The sequence below is a fragment of the Caballeronia sp. LjRoot31 genome (assembly GCF_964253885.1).
Classification (GTDB): Bacteria; Pseudomonadota; Gammaproteobacteria; order Burkholderiales; family Burkholderiaceae; genus Caballeronia.
Window position 1 is genome coordinate 2,280,645 of the sequence record NZ_CAXURX020000001.1, and the last position, 15,863, is coordinate 2,296,507.

A 15,863-nucleotide genomic window follows, 5' to 3' on the forward strand; every position below is an offset into this window, starting at 1 on the left:
GGAAAGCGTGTTTGATCGCGCTCGGCGCGCGAGGAACCGTGTGCCGCGGACGCCCGGCGGCGGTGTGTTTTTTGCTGATCGAGCTATCGAGCGGTGAGATCAACGCATGACCCACCGCCGGACGACTTTCATAAGAAATGACTGGATCGAGCATTCGAACGATCAGTTTGCGCATTTTTTGAGATGGGACTACACTTCATTTTGACTGTTTCAATCAAACACGTGATCGATTCGAGCATTGAACTCGGATTCGCTCGTCAAACAGGAGACCCGTATGGCCCAGCTTCCCATCAAGCGCTCGATCGAGCGTGTTCCCGGCGGCATGATGATCGTGCCCTTGCTTATCGGCTCGTTGGTCGCAAGTTTCCTGCCCGGCATGCCGACGTTCTTCGGCTCGTTCACCAACGCGCTTTTCACGGGGGCGCTGCCGATTCTCGCGGTGTTCTACGTATGTATGGGTGCGAGCATCAACGTCAAGGCGACCCCGTATCTGCTGAAGAAAGGCGGGGTGCTATTTGCGACGAAGATCGGCTCGGCGATTGTCGTCGGTATCGTGATGGGGCATTTTCTGGGTGAGCAACCCATCTCGTCGGGCCTGTTTGCCGGTATCTCGACGCTCGCAGTCGTTGCCGCGATGAACGATACCAACGGCGGCCTCTACATGGCGCTGATGGGGCAATACGGGAAGTCCGAAGATGTGGGCGCATACACGATCATGTCGCTGGAATCGGGACCTTTCCTGACGATGGTCACGCTCGGCGTGGCGGGACTCGCCGCGTTTCCGTGGCCCACGCTGGTCGGCAGTATCCTGCCGCTCGCGGTTGGCATGCTGCTCGGCAATCTGGATCGCGAAATGCGCGACTTCCTCGCCCGCGCCGTGCCGGTCATGATCCCGTTCTTCGCGCTTGCACTGGGCGCCAGTCTCGACCTGCACAAAGTGTGGCAGGCAGGGCTGCTGGGTATCGGACTGGGACTGGCAGTGGTTATCGTGACCGGAATTCCGCTGTATTTCGCCGACCGCGTGACGGGTGGCACGGGCGTGGCCGGCGTGGCGGCGGCCAATACGGCCGGTAATGCGGCGGCGGTTCCCGCGCTGATCGCGGCGGCGAATCCGGTCTACGCGGAAGCCGCAAAAAGCGCGACACTGCTGGTCGCGGCATGCGTGGTAGTCACTGCTATTGTGTCGCCTATCCTGACGGCGGCGGTCGCCAAACGCGTGAACGCCCGGACCGAAGAGCGCCGTACTGCGCAGAAAGTTCAGAACGAGGCCGCACGATGAACACTCGCAGCATGCTGATCGTCGCTGACGACCTCTCAGGCGCGGCCGACTGCGCTATCGCGTTCGCCGGCGCGGGACGGCGTACGGTCGTGACGCTGGAGACATCGGGCGTGATTCACGCCGCGGCAGAGGCGGACAACGCAGACGTCATCGCCGCCGATACCGACTCGCGCCGTCTCTCGCCGCAAGACGCGGCGCAACGCACCGCCGATGCGTTCAACGCGCTGAGCGCACCCGGCCGGCGCTTGTACAAGAAAATCGATTCGACATTGCGCGGCAACTGGACGGCCGAAGTAGCCGCGTTGCAACCGCTCGCCGGACTGGCGATCGTCGCGCCCTCGTTTCCCGCGACCGGCCGCACGCTGCACCAGGCGCGCGTGCTGGTGCATGGCGAGCCGCTGGAAAACACGGACACATGGAAGTTGGAAAACGCCGGCAAGCCGGCGAATGTCCTGACGATGCTTGAGGACGCGGGCCTGCGCAGCGAGTCCATCGACGTGGACACTTTGCGCGGTGACATCAACGCGCTGCTGGACAGGATCAAGACAACGGCGGCGCAAGGCGTGCAAGCGCTGATCGTCGATGCCCATACCGGCGACGACCTGAAGCGGCTCGCGCAGGCCACCGCGCGACTCGACCCGCGCGAACACCCGTTGTTCTGGGTCGGATCGGGCGGACTGGCACGCGAACTGGCGTCGCTGCCCGATCTCTTCGATACCCCGCCCCGCGAGACCCTTGCCCACGAGAAGCAGGACGGCGCGATCCTGATCCTGGTCGGCAGCCTGTCGGCCGTGTCCGAACGCCAATGCGCGATGTTGCGTGAGCGTGCCCGCGTAAGCGAACTGATCGTGCCGCCTGCGGTCTTGCGTGTGGGCAGCGAGCACACGGACTGGGTCGCGTGGCAGTCGAAGATTGGCGATTATCTTGAACGGCATCTCGACTTGCTGGTGCGCATCGGCCGGGACGACGCCTTCGATCCAGCCGAAGGCGCGCATCTGTCTACCGCGCTCGCCGCGCTGGTGACGCCGCATTTCAGGCATGTCGGCGGCTTGATTGCGACCGGCGGCGAAACCGCCCGCGCGATGTTGAGCGCAGCCGGTATCGGCAGTCTCGATTTGCTGGCGGAAGTCGAAGCCGGCGTCGCGGTGGCGCGGCCTTCCGGGCAGCATGCGGCACGCCTCGCCATTGTCACCAAGGCCGGTGCATTCGGCAGCGAGCATGCGCTGTTCGGCGCGTGGGAGCATTTGCAGAGATTGCCTCTGCCCACGCGGTCCACATCTCCGACGCTGCGGACGCCGGACGCGGCCACTAATACACACTAATACACATTAAAGCCACTGAGAGCGAACACAGCATGTACCTCGCCTCAGAGCGCCCCCACTTACACGGAGTTTAACTAATCATCATGAGCAACACTCTCCCCGTAATCGGCATCACGATGGGCGATGCATCCGGCGTCGGTCCCGAGATCGTCGTCAAGAGTCTCACGCATAAAGTCGTCTACGAGCAGTGCCGTCCGCTCGTGATCGGCGACGCGCGCCGTCTCGAGCAAGCCAACAAGATCGTGCACGGCAGCGCGAAAATTCGCCGCATCAAGGACGCGACGGAAGCGAAGTATGAGCCGGGCACCATCGATTGCATCGACTTGAACCTGATCCCCGATGACCTCCCTTTCGGGCAGCTCTCGGCGGTAGCCGGCGACGCGGCGTATCAGTACATCGCGCGCGCCGTCGAGCTGGCGCAAGCACAACAGATTGACGCGATCTGCACCGCGCCGCTCAACAAGGAAGCGCTGCACGCGGGCGGCCACAAGTTTCCGGGCCACACCGAAATGCTCGCGCATCTGACGGGCGTGAAGGAAGTCTCGATGATGCTGGTCGCGCCGCAACTGCGCGTGATTCACGTGACGACGCATATCGGCATCATCGATGCGATCAGGAAGATCGAGCCCGGCCTCGTGCAGCGCACGATCGAACGCGGTAACGCGACGCTGGTGAAAGCGGGGATTGCAAAGCCGCGTATTGGCGTGTGCGGCATCAATCCGCACGCGGGCGAAAACGGCTTGTTCGGTTATGGCGAAGAAGAGGAAAAGATCATCCCGGCTGTGAAGATCCTGCAGGAACGCGGACTCGATATCACCGGTCCCCTGCCCGCCGACACGCTCTTTTTCCGCGCGGGCCGTGGTGACTTCGATCTCGTGGTCGCGATGTATCACGATCAGGGACATGGTCCGGTCAAGGTGCTCGGGCTCGAAGCGGGCGTGAACGTGACGGTCGGGCTGGAAGTGATCCGCACGTCGGTGGATCATGGGACGGCGTTTGATATCGCGGGTAAGGGTATAGCAGATGAACGCAGCCTGCTCGAAGCGTTGCGCCAGGGTGCGGAACTCGCGACGCGGCGCGGGTGAGCCCGATCGGTGGATCAGCTCATGCGCTCGTGTAACATCGGCGGCCTTGTTATCCGCATGAGCATTCACCGATGAAAGCAGCCGACCGTCACCGCGCCATCCTCGATCTCGTCCTGACCCGCGACGCCAACGTAGAACAGTTGAGCGAAGCGCTGGGGGTATCGGAGGCGACGGTGCGGCGCGATCTCACCATGCTCGCGAAGGAGCGCCGCCTCGTGCGCACGTATGGCGGCGCGACTGCGCTGGTGGGCGCGCATGAACCGGAAGCGTCGCTGGAGGAACGCAAGTCAACGCAGCGCGAGCAGAAGGAAGCGATAGCGCAGGCTGCCGCGCTGCATGTGAAGGACGGAGACACCGTGCTGCTCGACGGTGGCACGACTTGCGCCGCGCTTGCGCGTCATTTGAGTGCGCATCGCGACTTGCATGTGGTGACGAATAATCTGCTGGCGGTGATGACGCTCGCCAATGTGCCGGGCATGCGGATTACGCTGATTGGCGGTGATCTGCGGGCATCGAGCATGAGCACGCTCGGGCCGCTGGCCGAACTCGTGCTGAGCCGGTTAAGCGTGGATCTTGCGTTTCTCGGCGCGGATGGCGTGGCGGCGGATTTTGGTTTGTGCGAGGCCACCGCGGAACAGGCTTACTTGAAGGACTGCATTATTCGCCGCGCGGCGAGTGTTGTGGTGCTGGCCGATGCCGACAAGCTCGGGCGCGCACGGCAACAGCATTGGACGCCATTGGAGCGGGATTGGCGCCTTATCACTACCACTCTCGCCGATGACATCAGGCTGGCGCCGTTCCGGGCGCTGGAACGAGTGGTGGTCGAGGTTGTGGCAGTGGGGGTGGAGCAGGGTTTGTAGGGTTGTTGGGCTCCCTGCGAATTTTCGTTTCGCCCCGGCTCGCTTGCAGCCGTGTAGGCCGGATTTATTCCCTCGCTACCTTCATCTCCGCCGCCCGCTCAAGCAACAACTCCCTCTCCCGCCCATTACGCGCCATCCCTGCGGCCTTCTCGAACTCCACTCGCGCCTCCTCACGACGGCCCAGCTTCGCCAGCAAGTCGCCGCGCACGCTCGGCAGCCAGTGGTAATTCTTTAGCACTGCGTTCGATCCCAACTCATCGACTATCTCCAGCGCCGCCGCCGGGCCGAACGCCATCCCCACTGCCACCGCGCGGTTCAACTCCACGACGGGTGACGGCGCCACCATCGCCAGCGCGTCGTACAGCGCCACAATCTGCACCCAGTCCGTGTCCTCCGCCCGTCGCGCACGCGCATGGCAAGCCGCCAGCGCACCCTGCAACGCATAAGGCCCGCGCGCACCGTTCAGCGCCTCCGACAGCTCCAGTGCCGCAAGGCCGCGACGGATCAGCAACGGGTCCCATCGGCTGCGGTCCTGGTCCATCAACAAGACCGGCCGCCCGTTCGCATCGGTTCGTGCATGAGTGCGCGACGCCTGTATCTCCATCAATGCAACCAGCCCGAATACCTCGCTCTCGTCGGGCGTCAAACCCGCCAAAATGCGCCCGAGACGCAACGCGTCACCGCATAACGACGGACGCATCCAGTCATCCCCCGCGGTCGCCGAATAACCCTCGTTGAAGATCAGGTAGATGACTTCCAGCACCGACGCCAGCCGCGCCGCCCGCGCATCGGCTTTCGGCACTTCGAACGGCACGCGCGCCGCCGACAAAGTCCGCTTCGCCCGGACAATACGCTGCGCGATGGTCGGTTCGGGCTGCAGGAACGCGCGCGCAATCTCGTCCGTGGTCAGGCCGCCGAGCAGGCGCAACGTCAGCGCAACCCGGGCATCGACGGACAACACCGGATGACACGCGGTGAACACGAGCCGCAGCAAGTCATCGCCAATGTCGTCCTCACGCGCGGCGTCCAGCGCCTCGACGAAATCCGGCGTGACATGCTCCTCGCGCGCATCCATGTCGAGCCCCAACTCCTCGTGCTTGCGGGCGTGCAACGCATCCTGCCTCAAGCGATCAAGCGCACGATGCTTCGCCGTGGTCATCAGCCATGCGCCCGGGTTGTCCGGCACGCCATCCACACGCCAATGCTCAAGCGCCGCGATCATCGCATCCTGCGCAAACTCCTCGGCGAGCGACACGTCGCGCACCAAACGCGCCACGACCGCGATCACTTTCGCCGATTCCATCCGCCACACCGCCTCTATCGCGCGATGCGTGGCTAGTTCCTGGTTGCCGGACTCGCCGGAAACTCCGCTCACGGTGCGCCCGCCGCGTTGGGGTCCATGTAGACGAACTCCCATGCATGGCCGTCGAGATCGTCGAAACCGTGGCCGTACATTACCCCATGGTCCTGCGCTGGCCGTGGCGTCGTGCCGCCCGCGCGCACGGCCTTGGCCACGATTTCATCGACCTCGGCGCGGCTCTCGCACGACAGGCACGTGAGCGCTTCGACCTGCTGTTTCGGGTCGGCAAGCGCCTTGGTGGTGAAGGTCTGGAAGAATGGCTTGACCAGCAGCATCGCGAAGATGTTCTCGCCGATGATCAGGCACGCGGCCTGATCGTTGCTGAACGTCGGGTGGAAGCTGAAGCCGAGTTCGCTGAAAAACGCGCGCGCTTTCGGCAGGTCCGCCACCGCCAGATTCACGTAGATTTGCTTATGCATTTTTATCATCCATGAAGAAGGGATCACTGGCGTTAGCCGGCTTGCGCGAGTGCCTTCGGGTTATTCGAGCCGCGTTCAAACTCGTCGCGCCGCTTCAAGCTCGCGGAAACGCTTGATCGATTCGCCCGAGCCGAAGTCGTCAAGTTCAAACAATTGCCGCACTTCGATTTCGGCGCTTTCATGCTCGCCCATCGGCGAAGGAAAACGGCGTGCCCATTCGATTGCTTCTTCGCGTGAGCGCACCTGGATCAGGGTGTAGCCCGCGACCAGTTCCTTGGTCTCTGCGAACGGCCCCTCGACCACGCTTCGCCGCGGCCCCTCATAACGCACGCGCCAGCCTTTGGCGCTCGGCTGGAGGCCGTTCGCATCGAGCAGCACGCCTGCTTTCGCCAGCTCTTCGTGGTAGGTCGCCATCGCGCCGATCAGCGCGTCCTCGGGGAGTACACCCGCTTCGCTTTTTTCGGTCGCCTTGACCAGGATGATGAATCGCATCGTTGTTCCCCTCGTGGTGTGAAAACAAGAACGCTGACCGCGCTCTCATTCCCACGACGAACCACGCCCGGAGAAATCGACAATTTCTAGTTGTGCGAGGGTTAACACGGACAAAGACGATGCGTACGAACACGACGTATAAACCTCACTCCCAGCAGGGACCGATCTTGCGTACCTCGACCTCGCACCATTCGGCGGCCGGACACGCCGATGCAATCTCGATGGCCTCTTCCTTCGTCGCGCAATCGAGCATGTAGAACCCGCCGATCATCTCCTTCGCCTCCGCGAACGGGCCGTCGATCAGGCTAGCCTGGCCGTCGCGTTTCTTGACACGCACACCGCCCGTTGACAGCGATTCACTCGCGATCAGCAAACCGCGCTCTTTCAGTCCCGCACCGAACTCGACCATGCTCTCGTAGAGGAGCTTGCCTTCGGCTTGCGAGCGCTCGGCCCGCTGTCCAACAGGTTCGGCGATGAGCAGCATATAAGACATGACATCTCCTGGATTGAAGTTTCAACCGGCCTTCAAGGTATCAACTGTGGAGAAAGCTTTCAATCCCCGGATGCACCGCCCCAAGTGGGGCATCGCCAAAAAACAGCTAAGCTGTCGCCCTCTTTCACGGTTGCCCGCATTTCTCTCATGGTCAATTTATCTGTATATGGCGGGCTTTTCGCGGTTGCGCTGGTTGCGGCGACACTGTTCCCCCTTCAGTCCGAGGCGTTGCTGGCGGGTTTGCTGATCGCCGGCAAACAGCCGGTCTGGATGCTCGTCGCGGTGGCAAGCGTGGGGAACGTGGTGGGCTCGACCATCAACTGGGCAATGGGACGATCGATCGAAAAGCTGCGCGAGCGTCGCTGGTTCCCGATCAAGCCGCGCGCGCTCGAGCGCGCGGAACACTGGTACAGGCGCTTCGGACGCTGGACATTGTTGTTGAGCTGGACGCCAGTGATTGGCGATCCCTTGACCATGATCGCGGGCGTTTTGCGCGAACCCCTGTGGTCATTCCTGCTGATCGTCGCGATTGCGAAAACAGCGCGTTATGCCGTGATTGCCGCGTTGCTGACCCTGTGATGTCTTTGGTTGCATGACATATCCAGCCGTCCGCTTTCTGCTCCAAGCTCTTTCCTCAACAATCTTCGCCGCCCGGCTCACGCGGCGATGTCCGGCGTCGCGCAAAGGGCGAGTTGGACGCGTGTCCAAATTGATTAAGTAAGCGTGAGCATTGCCGGTGCGAAAACCGGACGATCATCCTTCTGCGGCGCAAAGGAGCGTTTGAGATCAAAGGGTCAGTTGCATTGATTAAGCAGATAAACGCGTCGCGGTGTCGAATCGGTGGCGTGGCAAATACGGCAAGAAACTGCTCACTGACAATCCCGCGGTGAGATCCAACTGCTAAAAACCGCGAGGATTATCCCCGTACGTAATCCGCATTATTCGCCACGCGGAAAGCGAACTGGCGCGGCCCATAACTTTCAACTCTTTGACAACAGCTTATGCGATATCAACACGTTGTTCGCCCCGCGCAACTCGACAATACAACCGCCTGAACGCAAGATTAGACTGACAAATGAATTCCGCCGATTAAACGTTTGCGCTAATTGCCCGAGTACTACATAAACTGGACACGGTGGATTTTTTGCCCTCTGTTTGCGGCTTTAACCACAAAACTATTTGCTAATGTGCGGTATGTCGGAAAAAGAAATCGCCTTGAAGTAGACTCGCGGCTTACTGGTAGCCGTATCACTATTACCGTCCGTCGCACGACGGAGCAGTGTAATTACTACTGGTTACGCCGGTATCGGTATTTTCGCGTTTATCTAGCTGAAAGCTTTCCTCTCCAACAACATGGCCATGACCCTCGACTACCTGCTGGACCGGCAAATTTCCTCGCAGTGGCGTGGCGTGCTGGTCGCCCTGGCAGAAGAATTCGATACCCAGATCGGCCGCGACGAGCTGCGTCAGTTGATGCAACGGGTAGGTCGCCGTTTTGCCGCCGCCCACCCGCTGCCGCCCTGCGCCACCACGCCCGAACTCGGCGCCGCGTTGAACGCGATCTGGAATGACGTCGACTGGGGTTTTGTCGAAGTGAGCGACGAGCCGGATTATCTGCGCATCGTTCATTGCTGTCCGCCGCTGCTCGCATTCGGCGCGAACGCGCTTCCGTGGAGCCCGGCGTTTCTCGAAGGCGCGTATCAGGAATGGCTAAGCGCGCTCGGCGCGCAAGGCTTGTCGGTGGTGCAAGCCGGCGAGTTCGATGAAAGTGCTGCAGTCGAATTCAGATTGGGCCGTTATAGCAACTGAGGGCAACCGAGAGCACGTCCAACCTCGCATGAATGGGCGAGCCTGAAGCTGGACCGCGAGGCTGGACCGGAAACTCCCTTGGCTTTTACGAATGCGGTACGGGTCCGACACCGGATCAGGCAGTCAACCAGGTAGTCAACAGGCATTGCCCGCATCAGCGCTCACAAGCGCGGGAGACGTCACTGGCCAGTGGTCGTCGAGGCAAGGCCCAAAGTACAACCGAGAGTACGAGGACGCAGCACATGAACCCTTCGCGCGATATCAAGAAGCTGTTCGACAGATTTGGCGGCGATGCCGGCAACTACCAGGAAATCGGCCGCGAGAACGAAGCCATCCACGCCCGCACGCGCTGGCCGTTGCTCGCGACCCTTGACCTCTCGCAGCCGTCGATCCCGAACATCGCGCCTCGCCGCGATGCGCACCTGCCCCACACGCACGATCGCTCCGGCGAACATCGCAACGTGCCGAACAGCCTGACGCTGCCGGCGGGCGCAGCGCCGCTCAACCGCGGCAAACCGCCGCTCTTTGCACGCGCGCACCGGAAGACGGTTCCACCGGTCGCCAATGTCACCTTGCCGGCGACGCCGGTTGGCGCAGCGCGTTTCTCTGCTCTGGTCGACGCGGTAGAAGAAACGTCGAACGCGGTGGAAACCGAGGCCGTGCCATCAGCCGACGCGCAACCGCAGCAGCAAGCACGACTGCCGCAGCCGCTGTTTCGGCCATTCCACACGCAACAAGAGCAACTTCCGCAGCAGGCTCAACACCCACAGCCACAACCGCGCACGCTGCCGCTCGCCACGCCCGCGCCTGCGAGCGCGTCGGCCCAACTGACGGGCTTCGCGGCGGCGCTGCAACGCTCGAACACTGCGGCGAGGTCGCTGTCGTTGCCACGCGTGCAGGCACCCGAAGCGGCATCAACGCCTGCACCTGCATCAGCACTCGCGCTTGAACCAAAAAGCCAGTCGATCCTCGGCAAGCTGTTCCGTCCGCAAGTGCACGCTCAGCCTGCGCCCCAGGCAAGCGCACCGCCGGATTCGCTGGCGTCGATGTTCCAGCGTCTGCGCGGACCTGTCGCAGAAGCGCCGGCCGCCATCAACTCGGGCGCGGGTTCGTGGCTCGCCAAAAACCACTCACAATCATGAAAGTCATCACCGTCGTCTCTGCCAAGGGTGGTGTCGGTAAAACGACGCTCGCGGCGAACCTGGCCTCGGTGCTCGCCGCGCGCGGGCGGCGCGTGATCGCGCTCGACCTCGATCCACAAAACGCGCTGCGCCTGCACTTCGGCATTCCGCTCGACAGCATCGACGGACTGTCGCGCGCCACTCTCGCCGGTGACCCGTGGCAAACCGTGATGTTCGATGGTGTCGACGGGGTCACGGTCCTGCCCTACGGCGCGGTGGTGGAAGATGATCGCCGCCGCTTCGAATCGCACATCGACCGCGACCCGCAGTGGCTCGTGCAATCGCTTGAAAGGCTGGAACTCGATGCCGCGGATATCGTGATAGTCGATACCCCGCCGGGTTCGTCGGTCTATACGCGCACGGCCCTGTGCGCGTCGAATTTTGCGTTGAACGTCGTGCTGGCCGATGCCGCTTCGTACGCCGCCATCCCGCAGATGGAACGCATGATCGAAGCCTACGCCACGCCGCGGGCGAACTTTGTCGGCACGGGTTACGTGGTGAACCAGGTAGACCAGTCGCGGCAATTGACGAAAGACGTCCTCAAGGTGCTGCGCAACCTGCTCGGCGACAAGCTGTTCCCGGGCGTTATCCACCTTGACGAAGGCGTGAGCGAGTCGCTCGCCTGCGACACCACGCTGATCCATTACGACCCGCTGAGCCAGGCCGCCGCCGATCTGCGCACGTGCGGCGAATGGCTCACCCACGCGGTCGACTCCAGGCAGCTCTCGCCGAGGAACGTCGCATGAGCACGCCACGCGCACGCGTACGACCAAGCGCACGACCACTGACCGAGGCCGACGAGGTTGCGTCGCAGCTGGAAGGTTTTGTCGATTCAAGGATCTGGAGCAGCCGGATCTTTACGACAATCCTCACGCTGTTCGCCCTCGCGACGATGTATTTCGTCTGGACGGTGCCGCTCGAGTTCACGCAGCAACTGATTTTTGCGTGCTGCTGTTTTGCTTTCGCGCTTGCGTTCCGGCGCCTGCGCGGCCAGTACGCCACGCTGGTGATGATCATGCTGTCTGTCGCGGTCACGGGGCGCTACATGTATTGGCGGCTGACCGAGACAACGTACTGGGAACGTCCGCTCGATGCCGCCTGGGGTTTGCTGCTGGTCGCAGCCGAGGTCTACTCGGCGATCGTGCTGTTGCTCGGCTATTTCCAGACCGCCTGGCCGCTGCAGAGAAAGCCGATGCCATTGCCGGCAAACCGCGATGAATGGCCGACCGTCGACGTCTTCATCCCGACATATAACGAGCCGCTCGGCGTGGTCAAGCCGACTATCTATGCGGCGCTTGCGATCGATTACCCGGCGGACAAGATCTCCATTCATGTCCTCGATGACGGCCGCCGTCCCGAGTTCAAGGCGTTCTGCGAAGAGGTCGGCGTCACCTGGACCATCCGCACGCACAACCGGCATGCGAAGGCCGGCAATATCAACGAAGCGCTGAAGATCACGAAGGGCGAGTTTCTCGCCATTTTCGATTGCGATCACATTCCCACACGCTCGTTCCTGCAGATCGGCCTTGGCTGGTTCCTGCGCGACAAGAAGCTGTCGATGCTGCAAACGCCGCACCACTTCTTCTCGCCCGATCCGTTCGAACGCAACCTGGGCACGTTCCGCAAAGTGCCCAACGAAGGCGAGCTGTTCTATGGCCTCGTGCAGGACGGCAACGACCTTTGGAACGCGACCTTCTTCTGCGGCTCGTGCGCGTTGCTGCGTCGAACGATGGTGGAAGAGATTGGCGGCATCGCGGTCGAGACGGTGACGGAAGACGCGCATACGGCACTCAAGCTGCATCGGCTCGGCTATACGACCGCGTATCTCGCGATCCCGCAGGCGGCAGGCCTCGCGACCGAAAGTTTGTCGGGGCACATCGGCCAGCGGATTCGCTGGGCGCGCGGCATGACGCAGATTTTCCGGATCGATAACCCGCTCACGGGACGAGGCCTGAAGCTCGGTCAGCGGCTCTGTTACCTGAACGGGATGATGCATTTCTTCTACGGCATCCCGCGCCTCGTGTTCCTTACCGCGCCGCTGTCGTACCTGTTTTTTGGGGCGCACGTAATCCACGCGGCGGCCGGTACGATCGCCATCTTCGCGCTGCCGCACATGATGCATGCGAGCATCACGAACTCGCGCATGCAGCGCTCGTTCCGGCATTCGTTCTGGGCTGAAGTGTATGAGTCCGTGCTGGCGTCGTACATCACCGCACCCACCCTGCTTGCACTGATCAACCCGAAGCTCGGCAAGTTCAACGTGACGGCGAAGGGCGGCCAGATCTCGAAGGATTATTTCGACTACGCCATCTCGCGCCCCTATCTGATCCTGCTGGTGCTGAACCTGTTCGGGTTTATCGCGGGACTCGTGAACATCTACCTGCACTGGGAAGTCAGCAGCGAAGTGAACACGGTCTTGCTGAACCTTGCCTGGACCACGTACAACATGCTGATCCTCGGCGCGAGCGTCGCGGCTGCAAGCGAACGCAAGCAAGTGCGCACGACGCATCGGGTGGAAATGAAAATGCCCGTGATGCTCAAGTTTTCGACCGGCCGCACCCTCGCCTGCGAAACCATGGACTACTCGGAAGGCGGCGTGGGCGTGAAGCTGCCGGCCGACCTGGAAGTGCCGCTGCACGAGAAAGTCACCGTCTCGCTCTTTCGTGGCGATGAGGAATATGCGTTTCCCGCGACCGTCGGTTTTACCGCCGTCGGACGCGTCGGGCTGCGCTTTTCCGCCCTCACGCGCGAGCAGGAATTCGAGTTCGTGAAGACCACCTTCGCCCGCGCCGACGCCTGGACCCAATGGTCCGAAGGACGCACCCCGGACGCGCCGCTGCGCGGCTTGCGGCATGTGCTGCTGGTGGGCATGGGCGGTATCGGCGCGTTGTTCGAGCATCTTTTCACCGACGCACGGAACTGGCTGACGACCCGTTCACCCGACGTTAAAAAACTGAAGACCAAAGACTGACATGGGTAAGGGAATTTCGACGCTGCGCCCGGGCAATGAACAAGGCGAACCGGACACAACGGTTTTCACTCCGTTCAGCTCCCGCCCCATTCCCCGCGCCCTGATGCGCAGCCTCGCCTGCTGGCTTGCGTTGCAAACGGCGCTGGCCGTGCCGCTGGCGTCGCTGGCAAGCGCTGCGGCGGCTAACACCCCGACCAGCGCAACCGGAACCGCTACCGGCGTGGGCGCCGTACCGCTCCCCGGCCCCGCCACGCCGTTCAACCGGGAAACCATCGAGCAACCGCAGCTCGCCGTGCCCGTGCCGGCGTTCGCACAGGCGGCCTCGGGCGCGTTGGCAGCGTCAGCCGTGCCGGCCGTGCGCACGCTCGCCTCCAGGACACCGACCACGGCCGAGCCCGGCACGCTGGTACCGGGAGGGCGCCGCCAGACCCTTACGTTCTCCGACCTCGGCGCGCTCGATCCGCTGCAACTGCGTGGCACGGACGGCCAGAACGGCGTGCCGTTCTCGGTCCGTAGCGACGAAGTCGTGACCAGCGCGGTACTGCACCTGATCTACAGCTATTCACCTTCGCTGCTGCCGTCGATCTCGCAACTCAAGGTGCTCGTCAACGGCGAAGTGGCCGCCACGCTCCCCGTGCCGCGCGAGCAGGCCGGCATTCTCGTCGCACGCGACGTGTCCGTCGACCCGCGCTTCATCACCGAATTCAATCACCTGAACGTGCAGTTGATCGGCCACTACACGCAGCAATGCGAGGACCCGTCGAACTCCACGCTGTGGGCGAGTGTCAGCAACGCGAGCTCGCTCGAACTCACGTATGCATCGCTGGAAAGCAAGCCTGACCTGGCCGCATTGCCCGCGCCTTTCTTCGATCGCCGCGACGTTCGCCGCCTCGAACTGCCGTTCGTGTTCGCGCAAAAACCGAGCGCCGCTACGCTCGAAGCAGCGGGTGCGGTAGCGTCGTGGTTCGGCTCGCTTAGCGGGTATCGCGGCGCGGTGTTTCCGGCGCAGATCGACAATGTGCCGCTGTCCGGCAATGCCGTGGTGTTCGCCACCAGCGACCAGCACCCGGCCGGCGTGAAGATCCCCGATATATCCGGCCCGACCATCGCGGTGGTGGATCGTGATACTCCTTCGCGCGGCCGCTTGCTGCTCGTGATGGGCCGCAACGACGCCGAGCTGAAGACCGCCGCGAAGGCGCTCGGCATCGGTCAGAACACGTTGTCCGGCACGACCGCGACGATCACGCAACTGAATGACTTCGCCCCGCGCAAACCCTACGACGCGCCGAACTGGCTGCCGACCGACCGGCCGGTGCGTTTCGGCGAACTGGCGGAAGCGCGCGACTTGTCGGTGACGGGTTATAACGCCGACGCCGTGCGCGTGAACATGCGCGTGCCGCCCGACCTCTTCATGTGGCAAACGAAGGGCGTGCCGATCGATCTGGGTTATCGGTACACGGTGCGTCCCGCGCCCGACCGGTCAACGCTTAACATCAATGTGAACGACGATTTCGTGCAGTCGCTGCGGATTCCGGCGGTCGCCACGTCCACTTTCGATCTCGGCCGCTATTTCAACCAGGTGATGCCTGACAAGACGGCCGCCGCGCGCCATGAGATCTACGTGCCGCCGTTGCTGCTCACGCCTCGCTCGCAGTTGCGCCTGCACTTCTACTACGACTACCCGAAGACGGGCGAATGCCAGGGCCGCGTGCTGGATAACGTGGTGGGTTCCATCGATCCGAATTCGACCATCGACCTGTCGGGTTTCCCGCACTACATGGCGCTGCCCGACCTCGCGGCCTTTGCGAACGGCGGTTTCCCGTTCACGCGCATGGCTGACCTCTCGGAAACGGCGGTCATCATGCCCAACGATCCCAACTCCGCCGACTTCAGCCTGTACTTGCTGGAGATGGGACGCATGGGGGCATCGACGGGATATCCGGTGACTGGCGTGACCGTCGCCCAGGCCGATCAGGTCGACAATCTCGCCGATAAAGACCTGCTGATCCTGGGCTCCCCCGGCCGCCAGCCGCTGCTGCAAAGCTGGGCGAAGCAGATGCCGTTCTCGGGCGACGGCGAATCGCGCAACTTCGAACTCTCCGACGTGGCGTTCAAGGTGGTCGACTGGTGGCACGGCGCGCACGGTGTGGAGCGCCTGCCGGCACGCGCCGACCTGTCGCTTGTCAGCGCCAGCGGCGACGCGCTCATCACCGGCTTCGAGTCGCCGCTCAAAAGCAGTCGCAGCGCCGTGGCGTTGATCAGCTCGGCCGGACAGTCCGATGCCGACCTGTCCGCGGCCTTGCTCGACAACGACGTGCTGCCGGAAATCCAGGGCGCCATGGCGGTGATTCATGGACGCGACGTGACGGTGACATCGAATGGCCAGGCGTATTACGTCGGCCGCCTGTCGCCGTTCGAATACATGCGCTGGGCGTTGTCGTCGCATCCGCTCTTGCTGGTGCTTGGCGGCTTGCTCGCGGCCATCATCTTCGCGGCACTGTTCTACCGGTCGCTGCGCGCCATTGCTGCGCGCCGTTTGAGGGATTGATATGCCGGCAGGTTTCAGACGTGGAAGACGTGGATCGAAGACGG

General features: G+C 62.7%; 14 protein-coding genes. 10 read left to right on the forward strand and 4 right to left on the reverse strand.

Annotation, left to right across the window (positions count from 1 at the left end; genetic code table 11):
• Positions 1-274: 274 nt before the first annotated feature.
• From ACSQ8V_RS10095 to ACSQ8V_RS10110, 4 genes are all read left to right on the forward strand, one after another.
• Positions 275-1,279, forward strand: a complete 1,005-nt coding sequence (locus ACSQ8V_RS10095) for a 2-keto-3-deoxygluconate permease (protein ID WP_436205634.1) — start codon at positions 275-277, stop codon at positions 1,277-1,279.
• A complete protein-coding gene (locus tag ACSQ8V_RS10100) occupies positions 1,276-2,601 on the forward strand; it encodes a four-carbon acid sugar kinase family protein (protein ID WP_436205635.1) in 1,326 nt (441 codons plus the stop codon). The genes ACSQ8V_RS10095 and ACSQ8V_RS10100 overlap by 4 nt, the downstream gene beginning before the upstream one ends.
• Before the next feature lie 83 nt (positions 2,602-2,684).
• Positions 2,685-3,686, forward strand: coding sequence for a 4-hydroxythreonine-4-phosphate dehydrogenase PdxA (gene pdxA, locus ACSQ8V_RS10105; RefSeq protein ID WP_213761421.1), 1,002 nt, complete (start codon positions 2,685-2,687; stop codon positions 3,684-3,686).
• A 71-nt stretch (positions 3,687-3,757) separates the two neighbouring features.
• Complete coding sequence (locus ACSQ8V_RS10110) at positions 3,758-4,546, forward strand: DeoR/GlpR family DNA-binding transcription regulator (RefSeq protein ID WP_436181818.1); 789 nt, start codon at positions 3,758-3,760, stop codon at positions 4,544-4,546.
• A 64-nt stretch (positions 4,547-4,610) separates the two neighbouring features.
• On the opposite strand, the gene ACSQ8V_RS10115 is transcribed toward ACSQ8V_RS10110, so the two are convergent.
• From ACSQ8V_RS10115 to ACSQ8V_RS10130, 4 genes are all read right to left on the reverse strand, one after another.
• Complete coding sequence (locus tag ACSQ8V_RS10115) at positions 4,611-5,963, reverse strand: RNA polymerase sigma factor (protein ID WP_436205636.1); 1,353 nt, start codon at positions 5,961-5,963, stop codon at positions 4,611-4,613.
• On the reverse strand, positions 5,918-6,325 hold the full coding sequence (locus tag ACSQ8V_RS10120) for a VOC family protein (protein ID WP_436205637.1): 408 nt from the start codon (positions 6,323-6,325) through the stop codon (positions 5,918-5,920). Before ACSQ8V_RS10120 ends, ACSQ8V_RS10115 begins: the two co-directional genes overlap by 46 nt.
• A 75-nt stretch (positions 6,326-6,400) precedes the next feature.
• The gene (locus ACSQ8V_RS10125; RefSeq protein WP_436205638.1) at positions 6,401-6,817 is read right to left on the reverse strand and encodes a YciI family protein; all 417 of its coding nucleotides are present in this window, start codon (positions 6,815-6,817) and stop codon (positions 6,401-6,403) included.
• A 145-nt stretch (positions 6,818-6,962) separates the two neighbouring features.
• Positions 6,963-7,310 carry a YciI family protein gene (locus tag ACSQ8V_RS10130; RefSeq protein WP_436205639.1) on the reverse strand — a complete coding sequence of 116 codons (348 nt, stop codon included), beginning with the start codon at positions 7,308-7,310 and terminating at the stop codon, positions 6,963-6,965.
• A 147-nt stretch (positions 7,311-7,457) separates the two neighbouring features.
• Between ACSQ8V_RS10130 and ACSQ8V_RS10135 the strand changes: the two genes are divergently transcribed.
• The 6 genes from ACSQ8V_RS10135 to bcsB all read left to right on the forward strand — a co-directional run bounded on the left by ACSQ8V_RS10135 (position 7,458) and on the right by bcsB (position 15,819).
• A complete protein-coding gene (locus tag ACSQ8V_RS10135; protein WP_213761429.1) occupies positions 7,458-7,889 on the forward strand; it encodes a YqaA family protein in 432 nt (143 codons plus the stop codon).
• 774 nt (positions 7,890-8,663) lie between these two features.
• A complete protein-coding gene (gene bcsD / locus ACSQ8V_RS10140; protein ID WP_158934571.1) occupies positions 8,664-9,119 on the forward strand; it encodes a cellulose biosynthesis protein BcsD in 456 nt (151 codons plus the stop codon).
• Positions 9,120-9,361: 242 nt separating this feature from the next.
• Positions 9,362-10,261, forward strand: a complete 900-nt coding sequence (gene bcsP, locus ACSQ8V_RS10145) for a cellulose biosynthesis protein BcsP (protein WP_436205640.1) — start codon at positions 9,362-9,364, stop codon at positions 10,259-10,261.
• Positions 10,258-11,046 carry a cellulose biosynthesis protein BcsQ gene (gene bcsQ / locus ACSQ8V_RS10150; RefSeq protein ID WP_213761431.1) on the forward strand — a complete coding sequence of 263 codons (789 nt, stop codon included), beginning with the start codon at positions 10,258-10,260 and terminating at the stop codon, positions 11,044-11,046. Before bcsP ends, bcsQ begins: the two co-directional genes overlap by 4 nt.
• Positions 11,043-13,271: a UDP-forming cellulose synthase catalytic subunit gene (gene bcsA / locus ACSQ8V_RS10155; RefSeq protein ID WP_436205641.1), complete on the forward strand. Its 2,229-nt coding sequence runs from the start codon at positions 11,043-11,045 to the stop codon at positions 13,269-13,271. Before bcsQ ends, bcsA begins: the two co-directional genes overlap by 4 nt.
• A 1-nt stretch (position 13,272) precedes the next feature.
• Positions 13,273-15,819 (forward strand): cellulose biosynthesis cyclic di-GMP-binding regulatory protein BcsB, encoded by a 2,547-nt coding sequence (gene bcsB, locus ACSQ8V_RS10160; protein WP_436205642.1) that lies wholly within the window; start codon positions 13,273-13,275, stop codon positions 15,817-15,819.
• Positions 15,820-15,863: the final 44 nt, after the last annotated feature.

What these genes read in the sequence shown, in the direction of transcription:
- ACSQ8V_RS10095 (WP_436205634.1), top strand. Translation starts at nt 275, where the DNA reads ATGGCCCAGCTTCCCATCAAGCGCTCGATCGAGCGTGTTCCCGGCGGC.
- ACSQ8V_RS10100 (WP_436205635.1), top strand. Translation starts at nt 1,276, where the DNA reads ATGAACACTCGCAGCATGCTGATCGTCGCTGACGACCTCTCAGGCGCG.
- pdxA (WP_213761421.1), top strand. Translation starts at nt 2,685, where the DNA reads ATGAGCAACACTCTCCCCGTAATCGGCATCACGATGGGCGATGCATCC.
- ACSQ8V_RS10110 (WP_436181818.1), top strand. Translation starts at nt 3,758, where the DNA reads ATGAAAGCAGCCGACCGTCACCGCGCCATCCTCGATCTCGTCCTGACC.
- ACSQ8V_RS10115 (WP_436205636.1), bottom strand. Translation starts at nt 5,963, where the DNA reads ATGGGAGTTCGTCTACATGGACCCCAACGCGGCGGGCGCACCGTGAGC.
- ACSQ8V_RS10120 (WP_436205637.1), bottom strand. Translation starts at nt 6,325, where the DNA reads ATGCATAAGCAAATCTACGTGAATCTGGCGGTGGCGGACCTGCCGAAA.
- ACSQ8V_RS10125 (WP_436205638.1), bottom strand. Translation starts at nt 6,817, where the DNA reads ATGCGATTCATCATCCTGGTCAAGGCGACCGAAAAAAGCGAAGCGGGT.
- ACSQ8V_RS10130 (WP_436205639.1), bottom strand. Translation starts at nt 7,310, where the DNA reads ATGTCTTATATGCTGCTCATCGCCGAACCTGTTGGACAGCGGGCCGAG.
- ACSQ8V_RS10135 (WP_213761429.1), top strand. Translation starts at nt 7,458, where the DNA reads ATGGTCAATTTATCTGTATATGGCGGGCTTTTCGCGGTTGCGCTGGTT.
- bcsD (WP_158934571.1), top strand. Translation starts at nt 8,664, where the DNA reads ATGGCCATGACCCTCGACTACCTGCTGGACCGGCAAATTTCCTCGCAG.
- bcsP (WP_436205640.1), top strand. Translation starts at nt 9,362, where the DNA reads ATGAACCCTTCGCGCGATATCAAGAAGCTGTTCGACAGATTTGGCGGC.
- bcsQ (WP_213761431.1), top strand. Translation starts at nt 10,258, where the DNA reads ATGAAAGTCATCACCGTCGTCTCTGCCAAGGGTGGTGTCGGTAAAACG.
- bcsA (WP_436205641.1), top strand. Translation starts at nt 11,043, where the DNA reads ATGAGCACGCCACGCGCACGCGTACGACCAAGCGCACGACCACTGACC.
- bcsB (WP_436205642.1), top strand. Translation starts at nt 13,273, where the DNA reads ATGGGTAAGGGAATTTCGACGCTGCGCCCGGGCAATGAACAAGGCGAA.